Here is a 15,723-nt window from a genome sequence, read left to right as displayed (position 1 = left end):
TATTCTCTATAAGATGGTTTATGACATCTTATTCATCTTCATCGTCATCGAAGCTAGCTAATAAATCATTAACTTTCACAATGCTTTCTGAAGCACGACTCTTATAGTCCGCATCCATGCCTGTTAGGCTTGCATTGATAAACTCAATGACCATTGGAAGGTTCATCCCTGCATAAAGTTCAATGTCGCGACCTTCCATAATCAAACGGCTCACCACGTTACATGGTGTTCCACCAAGAAGATCTGCAAAGACTAGGAAATCATTCAAACCTTCAACAGCAGCTTCAAATTTCGCAGCAAATTCTTCTGGTCCATCTTCTGGAAGAAGAGCTACCGCATGAATGTTTTCTTGTGGTCCCATAATCATTTCTGTGCTACCTTTAAGTTCTTCACAGAAACGACCGTGACTCACTAAAATCAATGATTTAGTCATAAATTATGCGCCCATTCCAAGTGCAAATTTACCAAAGGCAGAAAGAGCCAAGGCAAGCACGATAATGATACCGATAGCTTTTGTAGAGTTCATACCTTTCTTACCAAGCAACCAGAAGATGAATGCAGTGAAGATTGCTGGAAGCAAACGTGGGAAGATTGAGTTCAAGATGTCTTGGAAGTCAATCATCTTTTCACCGATTGGCAATTTGTATGAAATTTCAAAGTTGATCATTGTTGCTACAAGAGCACCCATCATGAATACACCAAGTACAGATGCAGCTTCAATCAAAGCTGTCAAAGTACTTTGCATGTTGTTGATAAGGTTAACCCCTTCTTTGTATGCAAATTCCAACTGTTTCCAACGGAAGATGTCATACGCTACTGCAACTGCGATCCAAAGGAAGATACCCCAAGGTTGACCAGCGATAGCCATTGTTGCAGCGATAGATCCCATGATAGCAGGTACAAGTGAACCAAAGATTGTATCTCCAAGAGGAGCGAATGGTCCCATCAAACCAGTCTTGATACCGTTAACCGCATCTTTAGAGCCAACGCCATCTTTTTCTTCCATCGCAAGGTCGAAACCAGCGATGATAGTGTGGAAGAATGGTGAAGTGTTGAAGAATTGAGTATGAACTTTCATCATTTCTTTCAACTCAGGAGTTCCATCTCCATACATTTTACGCAATTGTGGCAAGATCATGTAAAGGTAACCTGATGCTTGCATACGCTCGTAGTTCCAACCTAATTGGAAAGTGAACAAGCTACGTTTGTTAATTTGATTAAAATCTTCTTTTGTTAATTTGTAATTAGAATTCGTCATCTTCAATTTCCCCACTTTCTGATGGTGTAGAAGGTGCTGCTACAGCAACTTTTTGGCTGTTCTTGAAGTGAACAACTGCAAGGAAGATACCCACGATAGAGATACCGATCATAGACAATCCTTTGAAGTTGTTAACAAAGCCAATTTTTTCAGCAACTTCAGCAGGAAGAGTGCCAATGATTCCAGCAACTGCTCCACCAAGACTTGTTACGTTTGAGTAAAGTACAGTCAACATAGCTGTCAAACCAAATCCCATAGCAAGGTAGTGAAGGTTACGTTTAACTGGAAGGTAACGAAGCAAGATAGCGAATCCAAGACCTGGAAGCATACGACCTGCAAGAGTCAAACCGTCTGCAACCCATTGGTATTCTTTAACAAGGTTTACAACACCTTGTACGAATTCTCCACCGAAAGCAAGGGCGAAGAATACTGGAAGGGCACGAGATAGAGCCCAAGGAACTGCACCAAGAAGATAGTTGCGTTCGATTCCTTTATAGTCAAAGCGTTCGATCGCAGCATCAATACGGTGTGCAAAGAATGTTGTAGTCATACGACCAAGTACGTCGAAGTAAGTCAAAAGTGCTGCTACTGGTACAGCGATTGTAGTGATCGCAAGGTCTGTTTCGATACCTTGTGAAACTGAGAAAGCAGTCGCAAGAACCGCACCAGAAGTTGCGTCGATACGAGAAGCACCACCGAAGGTACCTACCCCAAGTACGAACAACTGCAAGCTACCACCGATAAACAAACCAGTTGTCAAATCTCCCATGACTAAACCAGTAATGAAACCAGCGAATACAGGCGAACCTGCAGAAGAAACGATCGTCAACTCATCACAGATTTGATAAGCTGAGTACAAAGTGAGAAGTAAAATTTGCCACCATTGTATCATAACAATGACCTCCTAAAAATTTTTCCTATTTTAATAAGCTCAAAAAGTCTGAAACTGGATCATTTGGAACCATTTGAGCAGTAAGTTTAACACCTTTTTCCGCCAATTTGTGGAAATCTTCCACGTCTTTATCTACAACGTTGATAGAACGTGTGATAGCACGAGTTTCTGGTGTTTGAGACATGTTGCCGACATTGACTGTTTCAAGTGGCACGCCTGCTTCAACCAAACCAAGAAAACGATCAGGTTTGCGTGCTACAATCAAGAGACGTTGGCTATCATATTTACCAGCAAGGATATTCGCTGCTGCTTTATCAACTGGCAAAATACTAAGTTTTACACCTGGTGGTGTTGCAAGTTTCAAGCCACTTTTTTCAACGTCGTTGTTCACAACTTCATTGTCAACGACCATGATACGTGAAACATTAAGTTTAGCAGACCAAAGGTTTGCGACTTGTCCGTGAATTAAGCGCCCATCGATACGGCATCCTACAATTGTCATAAGTTTTCCCCCTTTATGTGTTTGAGTGTAGGTTTACGAGTTAAATGTATGTGTCCCTTATACTCCCCTTCTGTTTCAAAGATAATGATGCGGTTCGCACCTTCCTTGAGATAGCTATGCGGAATATAAAGCGATAAGGTTGGACCGACATTCCAGAAACGACCTAGATGATGTCCATTGATATAAGCAATCCCTTTCCCAAACTCAGATAAGTCTAGGTAGGTATCCTTTGGCGCCTCAACTTCAAAGTCATAGGCGTAAAAGGCAGGTTGCCCTTCTGTCCATTCTTTTGAAAAATCAATCTTCTCAGGATTATCAAGCGGAAGCGGATATTGTTTCCAGTTGAGCAAGAAATGCAAATCTTTACAAACACCTGTGCGAATTCCTTTTCGCTGGGTATCAGCTAAGAATTTGTGCCCATAGTTGACACGTCCCATATTTTCAATGAGTATATCAATGTTGGAGAGCGCTTTCTTTTTTCCTTGACAAAAGATATCTTCGCCGATTTCTGTCTGGTATTGAGTAGCAATCCACTTGCCATCTACAAAGAGCTGTGCTCTATCTCGTCCATCAATAATTCGAATGCGTTCTTCATCTGCATCCCAACTAGCTTCTGTACGATAGAGTAGGTAGCCATAACTTTGCCCAAGTTCTTCCATTTTCTTTGGATAGAGACTTTCAATCGGACTTGATAGGTCATCCAAGGTTTCAAATAGAGAAACCTTCTCGACTAGCGGAATTGCTTCAACTTCCATACTTTCCTTGTAAAGTGGCTCAGATTGCAGATACTCAGGATAGTGAGTCGCCATCATCTCTTTCACTGCGAAATATTTAGCAGTTGGATTTCCAGCTTCGTCTAAAAGACCGTCATAATCATAAGAAGTTACTTGTGGTAAATCAATCGTTCCTCGAGCTGAGCAACCATTCATAAAACCAAAGTTTGTTCCACCGTGGAACATGTAAAGGTTGATAGAGCCTAGCTCCAAAACCTCGCGAACTGCTTCTGCTAATTCTTCTGGGTCACGCTTGATGATAGGTTCTTTCCAACGATTAAACCAGCCATCCCAGAATTCCATACACATGAGTGGCCATTTCTTGCCATACTCATCTAAGAATTCTTGCATCTGTGAAAAATTATAAGTAGCTTTGGAACCAAAGTTCCCAGTCACAAAGAGATCATCCTCAATTAAGGTACCTGCCTTAAGAGTTGCTCGCCATGGACCATCTGATGTGAAAAGCGGACAAGTAACTGCTCGTTCTTCTATCAAACGTCGAATTTCCCTCAAGTAGGTCTTGTCTTCACCATATGAGCCATACTCATTTTCGACTTGCATCATGAGAATGTTCCCACCGTTTTCCAATAATCTCGGAACTAGACGTGGAAGCAACTGATCATAGTAGTGGCCAACCATTTCAATGAAAGCTGGATCAGACGATCGAATTCTCATATCCTTGGTCAAGAGCCATGCAGGTAAACCACCGAATTCCCACTCTGCACAGATAAATGGAGAAGGACGTACAATTGCGTATAAGCCCAGATCTTGTGCAGTTTGAAGAAATTTCTCTAAATCAAGATTTCCTTCAAAGTTAAACTCTCCTTCAGCAGGTTCATGCATGTTCCAAGGAACATACGTCTCAACTGTGTTAAAACCTAAAGCCTTGAGGTTATACAATGAATGATGCCAATCTTCCGCAGGAACTCTAAAATAGTGAATGGCACCGGACAAAATCTTGAATGGTTTTCCATCCAGATAGAAATCATCTTTAATTTCAAATCTCGCCATTCTTCCTCCCCTAAAAACGAAAAAGTTTGCGCTTTCATGTATTGTTATATCAACTATAAACTAATCGGGGGGTAATGTCAATACCTTTTGAAATTTTCTTTAAAATTTTTCTATTTTTTTACTGAATCTTTTCTAAAAACCTTCTCAAAGCCCGTTAAATCAACATTTTGAAAAAACAAGCAAAAATAAGGAATAAAACACGAATTATTTATATGTATTCTAATTTCTTATTCCGATATTTTAAATTTTTTCAGTGCTTTTCTACTCTTTTTTTCGATTTTATGTTAAAATCATAAATGGAGAAGGAAAAAATGAGGTGAAAATATGGCCATTCCAAAGTATCAATACATTAAAGATGAATTGAAAAATAAGATCATTTCTGGTCAATTTGCTAGTGGAGATAAATTCTACACTGAAGCAGAATTGATTTCCATGTATGATGTTAGTTCAATCACAGTAGTTCGTGCCTTGAATGACCTTGCTAAAGACGGATACATTGTTCGTCAACAAGGTAAAGGAACATTCGTAGCTCGTGCTCGCAAGCATAAACTCGTTGAATTTTCTGATGTAGAAATCTTCGAGACCAAAGACGATAAGGTAACTGTTCTTTCTATCGAACGCGGGAACGATCTTAAATATCTAGAAAAGCTCGGCCTACGTGGTGATCAATTCTACTACAAGATTGAACGTGTTCGTGAAACAAACGGCATCACCTATATCTATCATAGTTCATACATCCCTGAACAATACATCAATGCCAACTATCCAAACCTTGAATACTATAGTTCTATCTATACTCGTTTCAAATTGGACTACCACATTCACATGAATGACGAGCATTTTGAAGAAATTAATGAAATTGTATTTCCAACTCCAGAACATGCCGCTTCCATCCTAGGAATCGACACTCAATTCCCAACTGTTTTCCAAACTAGGACAACTAAGCTTGAAGCAACTGGTCAAGTTTTGGAATACATCGAAACTTATAAACGTTCTGATTTCTACAAAATTAAATTCATCTCTTGTGACCGTGGTCACTAATGTTTAAAAACCTGAGACAACTGTCTCAGGTTTTTTATATACCCATTATAGCATCAGCTCCCTTTCCTGAAAATAGCATTTCAAACAATTCTATAATTAGTAACCTTTTTACTAAAAAATAGTCAAAACTTGGAAAATATATCTTAATTTATAATTTATTCTATTTTTTATAGTAATTTCCTCAAAAACTTGACTTTATTTTTGTTTGAACATACAATAAAGCCAGCATGTGAAAACGCTATCAAAAGTGCGAAAAGGAGGTTTTTAATGAAACCAGAAAACAAACAGCGCTTCTCTATTCGTAAGTACGCAATCGGAGCAGCGTCTGTATTAATTGGATTTGCTTTTCAAGCCCAGGCTGTTGCGGCTGACGGAGTTGTACCTGTCACAACAGAGGATCGGCCTACTGTCCAAACTACTGGAGAATCCGCTCCACAAACGAGTGAAGAAAAATTAGAGACTGCTCCATCAACAGAAAATGTAGCTCCAACTGCTCCAGTAGCAACTACAACTACTGAAGCTCCAAAAGTTGAAGTTGCTCCTGCGCCTACTGTAGAAGAACCTGTTGCAACCGAGGTAGCTCCAGCTAAACCAGTAGTAACTGAAGAAGCTAAGAAGATAGAATCTGAAAAAGAAGAAAACAAAGAAGCTGCTCAAGTCGAAGCCCCTTCAGCCAAAGAATATAAACTTCCTGAAACAGGAAACCAAGATTCAGAATGGTTGATTGCTACAGGTTTGATGGCTGCACTCACAGCTTATGGACTTAGTAAGAAAGAAGATTAAGCACAAATAAAAAAGCGAGATACAATCTCGCTTTTTTATTATTATGATTAATCACCCAAACCGATGCGTTCGAAGATTTCATCAACACGTTTAGTGTAATATGTTGGGTTGAAGATTTCGTCGATTTCTTCTTGAGTGAGGCGTGATGTTACTTCTGGATCTGCTTCAAGAAGTGGTTTGAAGTCTACTTGGTTATCCCATGATTGAGCCGTCTTTGGTTGAACAAGGTCGTAAGCTTGCTCACGTGTCATGCCTTTTTCAATCAAAGTCAACATAGCACGCTGGCTGAAGATCAAACCAAATGTAGAGTTCATGTTGCGGATCATGTTTTCTGGGAAGACTGTCAAGTTCTTAACGATGTTTCCGAAACGATTGAGCATGTAGTCAATCAAGATGGTTGTGTCTGGTGCGATGATACGCTCAGCTGATGAGTGAGAGATATCACGTTCATGCCAAAGGGCTACGTTTTCATAAGCTGTTACCATGTGACCACGGATAACACGCGCAAGACCGGTCATGTTTTCAGAACCGATAGGGTTACGTTTGTGAGGCATAGCTGAAGAACCTTTTTGACCTTTGGCAAAGAACTCTTCCACTTCACGTTGTTCTGATTTTTGAAGACCACGAATTTCAGTCGCCATACGCTCGATAGAAGTTGCGATGCTCGCAAGAACTGCAAAGTACTCAGCGTGAAGGTCACGAGGAAGGACCTGTGTCGAGATTTCTTGGGCACGGATACCCAATTTGTCGCAGACGTATTTTTCAACGAATGGTGGGATGTTGGCAAAGTTACCAACCGCACCAGAAATCTTACCAGCTTCCACACCAGCAGCTGCATGCTCGAAACGCTCGATGTTACGTTTCATTTCGCTGTACCAGGTCGCTAATTTGAGACCGAAAGTTGTCGGCTCAGCGTGCACACCATGGGTACGCCCCATCATGATGGTGAACTTGTGTTCTTTCGCTTTGTCAGCGATGATATTGAGGAAGTTTTCAAGATCCTTGCGGATGATGTCGTTGGCTTGTTTGTAGAGGTAACCATAGGCCGTATCCACCACGTCTGTAGAAGTCAAACCATAGTGAACCCACTTACGCTCTTCACCAAGCGTTTCAGAAACCGCACGTGTGAAGGCAACCACATCGTGACGAGTTTGCTGCTCGATTTCCAAAATACGGTCGATGTCAAAGTCCGCTTTTTCGCGAATCAAAGCCACATCTTCCTTAGGGATTTCTCCCAATTCAGCCCATGCTTCATCAGCCAAGATTTCCACCTCAAGCCAAGCACGGTATTTATTTTCTTCAGTCCAAATGTTCGCCATCTCAGGGCGAGAATAACGTTCGATCATTGTTTTTTCCTTTCTGTTGATGTTTCACATCGGTTAGCAAGTAATAGTCGTTTTATTCAAATTCTTCTTTCCCAATCCACACAGATGGGTAGTGATCTAGTGTATTCAAATTCGTATCCAGCGGGACATCATAGATAGCTAAATAGTTTTCAGGATATTGAGCCGTTAGCTCTTCATACTTAGCTTTTACTTTTTCGTGATCGCTACTAGCATACAAGACCTCGACTACTGCTCCAGTCTTCTCTTTTTCGACAAATGCGTTGACGATGAGTTGTATCATAGGCACGTCCTAAAAATCAATTCCTTTCCCAAACTCTTCAACCTCATCCGGCACATCACTATACAAAGTCACATGTCCCATTTTGCGATTTTGCTTCGCTACTATTTTACCATACAGGTGGAGGTGGGCGCTTGGATTTTCTGTGACATATTTTTCAGCGGCCTCGACATGCTGGCCGAGAACATTGAGCATAACGGCTGGCGCATGGAGTTTGATAGCTGGCAATGGTGCTCCGAGAACACCCAAGATATGAGTATCAAACTGGGAGAAGTCGCAAGCTTCGATTGAGTAGTGGCCTGAGTTGTGTGGACGTGGCGCAATTTCATTGACGATGATATCATCAGCTGTCGCAAACATCTCCACACATAGAGTTCCAGACAAGTTGAGTTGTTCTGCAATTCGAACCGCCATAGCTTTGGCCTTGGCTGCTAGACTTTCTGAAATGCTAGCAGGCACAATGGTTTTTGAAAGAATGTTGTTACGGTGGATATTTTCCTGAACTGGGAAAACCGTCATGTCCTTGCCATTTCCAGACACGATGACAGAAATTTCAAGGTCAAAGTTGACGAACTCTTCTAAAACGCAGTCTGCTGAATCAGCTAACGCATAGGCTTCTTCCAAGTCTGCTTCTGAACGAATAACCTTTTGACCATGCCCATCGTAACCACCGGTCGCAGTCTTGAGGACATAGTTTTTCGAGAGGTCGATATCTGCCAAATCCTGGCTTGAGGTCACGACCTTGTAAGGTGCAACAGTAACTTGTGCCTTGTTGGAAAGAAAGTCCTTCTCAAAAATCCGGTTTTGGGAGATGCGAAGTAGGTCGGTCCCTTGAGGGAGCTGACCTGCTTTGATAACAGCATCGAGTCCATCAGCATCCACATTTTCAAATTCATAAGTGAGAACATCACAGCGATCTGCCAACTGACGTAGAGCATCCACATCGTTGTATGGAGCCACGATGATTTCCGCCACACGGGAGGCTGGACAATCAGCTGCTGGATCCAGCGCGATAACCTTGTGCCCCATGTAGATAGCTGAGATAGCCATCATCTGACCGAGCTGGCCACCACCGATGATGCCAATGGTTTTAGTTGAGCTCATTTGTAGACTCCTCTGCAATTTTTCCTTGTTCTTCAGCAAAATTAGCAAGTGCAGTCGCGATGGTTTCGTCTTCTACTGAGAGGAGACGGAGGGCAAAGAGGGCAGCGTTAGTCGCACCCGCTTCACCGATAGCCATGGTTGCGACTGGCACACCACCTGGCATCTGAACGATGGAATAGAGCGAGTCCACACCGCTAAGAGCACGTGATTTGACTGGTACACCAATGACAGGAAGGGTTGTTTTCGCTGCGACCATCCCTGGCAAATGGGCTGCGCCACCCGCACCGGCGATGATAACCTTGATGCCACGGCTACGTGCTTCTTCGGCATGTTTGAACATGAGGTCTGGTGTACGGTGAGCGGAAACGACTTTCTTTTCGTAGGCTACACCGAAGCGGTCTAAGACTTCTGCTGTTTTTTGCATGGTTGCCCAGTCGGATTTTGAGCCCATGATGATGGAAATTACTGGTTTAGTCATAATTTTTCCTTTTTCTTTTTTTGATAATGGTCTTAAGTGGTGGGGACGGAAGCAAACCTTCGGTTTCATTCCTAAACTTTGAGCCTAAGGTCTCAAAGTTTCCCCCCGACCAGAACAGATCCTGCTCTGGTCCTTTCACCACGGCGACCAATATCGTGTTTGGCGACTTCGTCGCGTTATTCTTATATCTTTACTTAATTGCCTTGCTTCCGATATCTGTTCGGTAAAAGAGGCCTTCTGTTTTTTGTTGGGAGAGTTCTTTGTAGATGATATCTTGGGCGTCTTTGACAGTGTCTGCTGTGGTAACCAGCATGTAGACGCGTCCTCCGTTTGAAAGAAGGTCTTGACCATTTTCAGCGAATTTCGCTCCAGCATAGTAGGTGATGATGTCACCGTTTGTCTTGGCTGGAAGCTTGACACCCTTCTCATAAGCGAGTGGATAACCGTTTGATGCTACAACCACGCCCAGTGTCACACCCTTGTCCGTCCACGTGATGGCTGGCTCTTTGCCATACAAAATGTCGGTGATATTTTGTGCAAAGTCAGATATCAAACGAGGCAAGATGATTTGTGTTTCGGGATCTCCAAAACGAGAGTTGAACTCGATGACTTTCGGTCCATCAGTTGTCAAGATAAGCCCCGAGTAAAGAACACCAAGGTAGGGACGTCCTTCTTTAATCATGCCTTCGAGAACTGGCTTGACAATGGTGTCAACCGCTGTGTCAACCACGCTCTGTGGCAAGTGAGGAACTGGCGCATAGGCACCCATCCCACCAGTGTTAGGACCCTTGTCGCCATCATAAGCACGTTTGTGGTCCTGCGCTGTTGGCATGATGTAGAACTTATCCCCATTGACAAAGGCAAAGAGTGAAAACTCTTCCCCGTCAAGGAATTCCTCGATGACGACACGCGCACCTGAATCACCGAATTTATTGTCCAAAAGCATCTCGTGAGCGGCTTCAACGGCTTGCTCAACTGTCTCCGCAACGACGACACCTTTCCCTAGGGCCAAGCCGTCTGCCTTGACGACGATTGGAGCGCCTTTTTCTTCGATGTAGGCCTTGGCTTCCTCGAAATCTGAAAATGTGCCATAGGCTGCTGTCGGAACGTCGTATTTGACCATGATTTCCTTAGCAAAATCCTTAGACCACTCAAGCTCAGCTGCAGCCTTGGTCGGACCAAATGCCTTGAGACCAGCTGCATTGAAGTCATCCACGATCCCCGCCGCAAGGGCATCATCTGGACCGATAAAGGTCCAAGCAATATCGTTGACTTTTGCGAAGTCAATCAGCTTAGAATGTTCGGAAATAGAGATATTCACCAAATCAAGTCCATCCAAGGTCATTCCGTCATTTCCAGGAGCTACAAAAACTTTTTCAACGTCTTTAGACTCTAATAACTTCTTGGCAATCGCATGTTCACGACCACCCGAACCAACAACTAACAGCTTCATCTCTCAACCTCTTTTGCGAATTATTTACTAATATTATATCACAAACGTTCGTTTTAATCTTGTTTCGTTTCGCTTTTAAAGCAAAAAAAGGAAAGAAACTGTTTTCTTCCCTTTTCTTTTCTTAATGTCTAAAATGTCTCACGCCTGTGAAGACCATAGTCAAGCCGTATTTATCAGCAGCTTCGATAGACTCTTGGTCACGGACTGACCCCCCTGGCTGGATGATGGCCTTGATACCTGCCTTGGCGATTTCTTCCACATTATCCGCAAATGGGAAGAAGGCATCCGAAGCAAGGACAGCGCCGTCAAGGCGGTCTTTAGCTTGGTCAATAGCGATGCGAACTGAAGCCACACGATTGGTTTGCCCAGGGCCAACACCAAGTGTCATGTGGTCGTTGGTCACGATGATCCCGTTTGATTTCACATACTTGATAGCCTTCCAAGCAAATTCAAGAGCAGTCGCTTCTGTCTCGGTTGGCTGGCGCTTAGTCACCACTTGCCAGTCAGCTGGGCTTTCCTTGACCACGTCTTGATTTTGAACAAGGAGACCACCAACCACACCTGTGTATTCTGCCTCTACCTCACTAGCATCTTGAGCATCAAATGGCAATGCAAGGATGCGCAAGTTTTTCTTTTTATTGGTCAAAATAGCTAGCGCTTCATCCGTATAGCTCGGTGCGATAATGATTTCAAGGAAAACACCGTGCATTTTTTGAGCTGTCGCAGCGTCCACTTCACGGTTGAGAACGACAATACCACCGAAGATAGAAACTGGGTCAGACTCATAAGCGTAATCCCAAGCAGTTTCGATATCGTCAGCTTGACCAATACCACATGGGTTCATGTGTTTGAGAGCCACAACTGTTGGACGATCTTTGAAGTCACGGATGATACGGATAGCAGCATCAGCATCACGGATATTGTTGAATGATAATTCTTTACCGTTCAACTGTTTCGCTGAAGCGATGGAGTAATCCGTTGGCAAAGCTTTTTGGTAGAAGTCTGCGTCTTGTTGAGGGTTTTCACCGTAACGCATTGGTTGCTTAAGGTCATAGGTCAAAGTGAGTTTTTCAGGTTTGCTTTCACCCACTTGAGCTGTGAAGTATTCTGCAATCAAAGCGTCGTATGAAGCTGTGTGACGGTATACTTTTGCTGCCAAACGTTGACGAGTTTCGTAGCTTGTTTCACCGTTGGCTGCCAATTCGTCCAAAACCACAGCATAGTCAGCAGGATCTACAACAACTGTGACGCTAGCGTGGTTTTTAGCTGCTGAACGAAGCATAGATGGCCCACCAATATCGATATTTTCAACCGCATCCGCGTAAGTCACATCTGGTTTAAGGATGGTTTCTTTAAATGGGTAAAGGTTGACCACCACAAGGTCAATGAGCTCAATCTTGTTGTCCTTAGCAGCCTCTAGGTGGCTATCCAAGTCACGACGAGCGAGGAGACCACCGTGGATATTTGGGTGGAGAGTCTTCACACGACCATCCATCATTTCTGGGAAACCAGTCACATCGTCAATGGCGATAGTATCCACCCCAGCATTATCAAGGGCAACCTTAGTCCCACCTGTCGAGATGATATCCCAACCAAGTTTTTTGAGTTCTTGGGCAAATTCAACAATGCCCGCTTTGTCTGAGACTGAAATAAGTGCTCGTTTAGTCATTTTCTTTCTTTTCCTTTTTTAAAAAAGTTCTTTCTCTGCTACAGTCGAAAATTTTCTTTCAGCTCTAGCACTTCCTTATTTGCGTGCAACTCCCAAACTATCCAAGACTTCTGGATAGAGCTTGTACTCTGTTTCGTGGATGCGAGTCTCGAAAGTATCAAGGGTATCCCCTTCAAGGCGGGGCACTCGGACTTGTTTGATGACCTTCCCAGTATCAACACCAGAATCCACCCAATGGATAGTCACACCGCTCTCAGCAACGCCTGCATTCCAAGCATCCTCAATGCCATGAGCACCTGGAAATTCAGGGAGATAAGCCGGGTGAATATTGATGATACGACCTTCATAAGCTGCTAACAAGGCTGGCCCGACGATTTTCATGTAGCCTGCGAGACAAACGAGGTCAATCTGGTGTTCATCCAAGAGTTCGACGATGGCTCCTTCATAGTCTGCCTTGTTTTCAAACTCCTTGAGTTCAAAAGCGTAGGATAATACCCCAAGATTCTCTGCACGCTCAAGTACATAGGCATCCCGATGATCTGAAAAGACAAATTCTACTGGAAATTGTTCTGCAATCACCTGAAAGTTTGAGCCGTTACCAGAGGCAAAAACAGCAAGCCTTTTAGTCATTATTTAATCACCACACTTGCATCTGTCTTCTTCACAATACGACCGATTTCATAAACTGGTTCGTCAAGAAGTTCTTTAACACGTTCCACATTTTCTGGCTTCACTGCAAGCATGAGACCAATTCCCATGTTGAAGATTTCAAACATTTCTTCATGCTTGATTTGGCCATATTTTTCAAGGGCTTTGAAAATTGGAAGAACTGGCACTTTGCTTTCGTCAATTTCAGCAGCCAAGTCATCTGAGAACATACGTGGTACATTTTCGATGAAACCACCACCTGTGATGTGGGCAATTCCGTTGACCAATTCTTCTTTGATGAGTGGCAAAGCTGCTTTGACGTAGATACGAGTTGGTTCCAAAAGAACGTCTTTAAGTTTCTTCCCTTCCAATTCTGGGAGAACTTCCTCACCTGTGTAATCTGCAAAGACACGACGAACAAGTGAGTAACCATTTGAGTGGATACCGCTTGAAGCAAGTCCAAGAATCACATCCCCTTCAGCTACTTTTGAACCGTCAATGATTTGAGATTTTTCTGCAACACCGACAGCAAACCCAGCCAAATCATAGTCATCTTCACCATACATACCAGGCATTTCAGCTGTTTCGCCACCGATAAGGGCTGCACCAGCCTGCACACAACCTTCTGCAACACCAGCAACGACTTGCTCTAATTTAGCTGGTTCATTTTTACCAGTTGCGATATAGTCAAGGAAGTAAAGGGGCTCCGCACCTGCAGCGATGATATCGTTAACACACATGGCCACACAGTCTTGACCGATCGTATCGTGTTTGTCGTACTTAATAGCAAGCATGAGTTTAGTACCGACACCATCTGTACCTGAAATCAAAACAGGCTCTTTGACACCTGTTTTTGAAAGGTCGAACATACCACCGAAGCCACCAAGAGCTCCCATAACACCTGCACGCTCCGTACGTGCCACGTGTTTTTTGATCCGTTCAACAACTTCATAACCCGCTTCAACATCCACACCAGACTGCGCATAAGCATTTTTATTTGTCATTTGTTTATTCCTTTTCCTTTCCTTCAATGGGGAATTTTATTTGTAAAAACTCGTTTTTTCTTCCAAACTTCTACGATATTCTTCTTCATAGTCATAGAGAGGAGTTGGATATTTCCCATCAAAGTAAGCCACACAGAGGCCGCCATTTGGTGCATCTGTTTCAATCCCAATAGAGTCAATCAAGCCATCAATCGAAAGATAAGTTAGACTATCCGCACCAATGATTTGGCAAGTTTCCTCAACGGTATGATTAGCCGCAATCAACTCCTGACGTGTCTGGATATCAATCCCGTAGAAACATGGATAGGCAAGAGCAGGACTACCAATGGCAACGTGTACTTCTGAGGCCCCTGCTTCTTTCAAGAGTTGGACAATACGACGAGATGTTGTTCCACGTACAATCGAGTCATCAATCATGACCACACGTTTGCCTTTGACGACACCAGAAACGGCAGAGAGTTTCATACGAACTCCTTGCTCGCGCAATTCTTGAGTCGGCTGGATAAAGGTCCGTTGCGTATATTGGTTCTTGATGAGACCCATTTCATTTGGCAAACCTGATTCTTCCGCAAATCCCATCGCTGCGCTGAGTGAGGAATTTGGTACCCCAACTACGATATCGGCTTTATGCTTAAACTCACGTGCCAATTGAGCTCCCATTCTCTTACGAGCCGTATGGACATTGACACCATGGATATTCGAGTCAGGACGGGCAAAGTAGATATACTCCATGGAACAGATTGCCAGTTGAGTATCGTTTGTATAACTGTCATACTGGATGCCATTGTCATCAATAATAACAATCTCGCCTGGTTTCACATCGCGAATCCACTCAGCACCGATGACTTCAAAGGCACAGGTTTCAGAGGAAACCACAACTGCTCCATTGGCCATTTTCCCGATTGACAGAGGACGGAAGCCGTTTGGATCAAGCGCTGCAATTAGCTTGTCTTCAAACATTAAGAGATAGGCAAATCCACCTTTGACAAGGCTGAGCGCTTCTTTGACTTTCCCCAGCAGGCTAGGATTGTGGCTTCGGCGAATCAAATGAGCCAGAATCTCTGAATCAGAGGTCGAGCTAAAAATTGCTCCTCTTTGTTCTAGTTCTGTCTTAAGAGATGCAGCATTTGTCAAATTCCCATTATGAGCCAAACCAAACTGCATATCATGAAAGCGAAAAAAGAAGGGTTGAATATTGTCAACAGACGCTTCTCCCGCAGTCGCATAACGCACGTGTCCAATCGCTCCAGTTCCTGTCAATTTATCCAAATTAGCAGGATTTTTGAAGACTTCTGATAAAAGCCCCATATCACGATGGCGTTTCAGTTTTCCTTGATCATTAGAGAGAATACCTGCCCCCTCCTGACCACGATGTTGAAGACTATGGAGGCCAAAATAAGTTAATTTAGCAGCTTCGGGATGGCCCCAGATACCAAAAACACCACATTCTTCATTAAGAGATTTTACTTCGTATGTCATTTTTT

At 43.3% G+C, this 15,723-nt stretch carries 16 protein-coding genes; 2 read left to right on the top strand and 14 right to left on the bottom strand.

Features of this window, described 5'->3' with window-relative positions:
• Positions 1–28: 28 nt before the first annotated feature.
• From ACTO1Y_RS06590 to ACTO1Y_RS06570, 5 genes are read right to left on the bottom strand one after another with little or no spacing between them, the layout of a single operon-like run.
• Positions 29–433: a PTS sugar transporter subunit IIA gene (locus ACTO1Y_RS06590; RefSeq protein ID WP_441348714.1), complete on the bottom strand. Its 405-nt coding sequence runs from the start codon at positions 431–433 to the stop codon at positions 29–31.
• Positions 434–436: 3 nt separating this feature from the next.
• A complete protein-coding gene (locus ACTO1Y_RS06585; protein WP_000185293.1) occupies positions 437–1,258 on the bottom strand; it encodes a PTS system mannose/fructose/sorbose family transporter subunit IID in 822 nt (273 codons plus the stop codon).
• On the bottom strand, positions 1,245–2,150 hold the full coding sequence (locus ACTO1Y_RS06580; RefSeq protein ID WP_016466413.1) for a PTS mannose/fructose/sorbose/N-acetylgalactosamine transporter subunit IIC: 906 nt from the start codon (positions 2,148–2,150) through the stop codon (positions 1,245–1,247). Before ACTO1Y_RS06580 ends, ACTO1Y_RS06585 begins: the two co-directional genes overlap by 14 nt.
• Before the next feature lie 25 nt (positions 2,151–2,175).
• The gene (locus ACTO1Y_RS06575; RefSeq protein ID WP_006149635.1) at positions 2,176–2,652 is read right to left on the bottom strand and encodes a PTS system mannose/fructose/N-acetylgalactosamine-transporter subunit IIB; all 477 of its coding nucleotides are present in this window, start codon (positions 2,650–2,652) and stop codon (positions 2,176–2,178) included.
• Positions 2,649–4,436, bottom strand: a complete 1,788-nt coding sequence (locus tag ACTO1Y_RS06570; protein WP_441348713.1) for a glycoside hydrolase family 35 protein — start codon at positions 4,434–4,436, stop codon at positions 2,649–2,651. Before ACTO1Y_RS06570 ends, ACTO1Y_RS06575 begins: the two co-directional genes overlap by 4 nt.
• A 324-nt stretch (positions 4,437–4,760) precedes the next feature.
• Here ACTO1Y_RS06570 and ACTO1Y_RS06565 point away from each other — a divergent pair, with 324 nt between their 5' ends.
• Positions 4,761–5,477, top strand: a complete 717-nt coding sequence (locus tag ACTO1Y_RS06565) for a GntR family transcriptional regulator (protein ID WP_235083561.1) — start codon at positions 4,761–4,763, stop codon at positions 5,475–5,477.
• A 267-nt stretch (positions 5,478–5,744) separates the two neighbouring features.
• Positions 5,745–6,260: a YSIRK-type signal peptide-containing protein gene (locus tag ACTO1Y_RS06560; protein WP_373113906.1), complete on the top strand. Its 516-nt coding sequence runs from the start codon at positions 5,745–5,747 to the stop codon at positions 6,258–6,260.
• Positions 6,261–6,307: 47 nt separating this feature from the next.
• Here ACTO1Y_RS06560 and purB read toward each other — a convergent pair whose 3' ends face one another.
• The 9 genes from purB to purF form a co-directional block, all read right to left on the bottom strand.
• Positions 6,308–7,606 (bottom strand): adenylosuccinate lyase, encoded by a 1,299-nt coding sequence (gene purB, locus ACTO1Y_RS06555; RefSeq protein ID WP_003013885.1) that lies wholly within the window; start codon positions 7,604–7,606, stop codon positions 6,308–6,310.
• Positions 7,607–7,658: 52 nt separating this feature from the next.
• Complete coding sequence (locus ACTO1Y_RS06550) at positions 7,659–7,886, bottom strand: phosphoribosylaminoimidazole carboxylase (RefSeq protein WP_441348712.1); 228 nt, start codon at positions 7,884–7,886, stop codon at positions 7,659–7,661.
• A gap of 9 nt (positions 7,887–7,895) precedes the next feature.
• The gene (gene purK, locus ACTO1Y_RS06545) at positions 7,896–8,987 is read right to left on the bottom strand and encodes a 5-(carboxyamino)imidazole ribonucleotide synthase (protein WP_441348711.1); all 1,092 of its coding nucleotides are present in this window, start codon (positions 8,985–8,987) and stop codon (positions 7,896–7,898) included.
• Positions 8,974–9,465 (bottom strand): 5-(carboxyamino)imidazole ribonucleotide mutase, encoded by a 492-nt coding sequence (gene purE, locus ACTO1Y_RS06540; protein ID WP_441348710.1) that lies wholly within the window; start codon positions 9,463–9,465, stop codon positions 8,974–8,976. The genes purK and purE overlap by 14 nt, the downstream gene beginning before the upstream one ends.
• Before the next feature lie 190 nt (positions 9,466–9,655).
• The gene (purD, locus tag ACTO1Y_RS06535) at positions 9,656–10,918 is read right to left on the bottom strand and encodes a phosphoribosylamine--glycine ligase (RefSeq protein ID WP_441348709.1); all 1,263 of its coding nucleotides are present in this window, start codon (positions 10,916–10,918) and stop codon (positions 9,656–9,658) included.
• 121 nt (positions 10,919–11,039) lie between these two features.
• On the bottom strand, positions 11,040–12,587 hold the full coding sequence (gene purH / locus ACTO1Y_RS06530; RefSeq protein WP_441348708.1) for a bifunctional phosphoribosylaminoimidazolecarboxamide formyltransferase/IMP cyclohydrolase: 1,548 nt from the start codon (positions 12,585–12,587) through the stop codon (positions 11,040–11,042).
• A 75-nt stretch (positions 12,588–12,662) separates the two neighbouring features.
• The gene (purN, locus tag ACTO1Y_RS06525) at positions 12,663–13,217 is read right to left on the bottom strand and encodes a phosphoribosylglycinamide formyltransferase (protein WP_441348707.1); all 555 of its coding nucleotides are present in this window, start codon (positions 13,215–13,217) and stop codon (positions 12,663–12,665) included.
• Positions 13,217–14,239 (bottom strand): phosphoribosylformylglycinamidine cyclo-ligase, encoded by a 1,023-nt coding sequence (gene purM, locus ACTO1Y_RS06520; protein ID WP_441348706.1) that lies wholly within the window; start codon positions 14,237–14,239, stop codon positions 13,217–13,219. Before purM ends, purN begins: the two co-directional genes overlap by 1 nt.
• 36 nt (positions 14,240–14,275) lie before the next feature.
• Positions 14,276–15,718 carry an amidophosphoribosyltransferase gene (gene purF / locus ACTO1Y_RS06515; RefSeq protein WP_441348705.1) on the bottom strand — a complete coding sequence of 481 codons (1,443 nt, stop codon included), beginning with the start codon at positions 15,716–15,718 and terminating at the stop codon, positions 14,276–14,278.
• Positions 15,719–15,723: the final 5 nt, after the last annotated feature.

Origin of the sequence: Streptococcus sp. V728 (assembly GCF_052077995.1) — a bacterium.
Taxonomy (GTDB): Bacteria; Bacillota; Bacilli; order Lactobacillales; family Streptococcaceae; genus Streptococcus; species Streptococcus infantis_B.
Note: the sequence above shows the minus strand (reverse complement) of the source record. Positions and strands in the feature narration are given on the sequence as shown.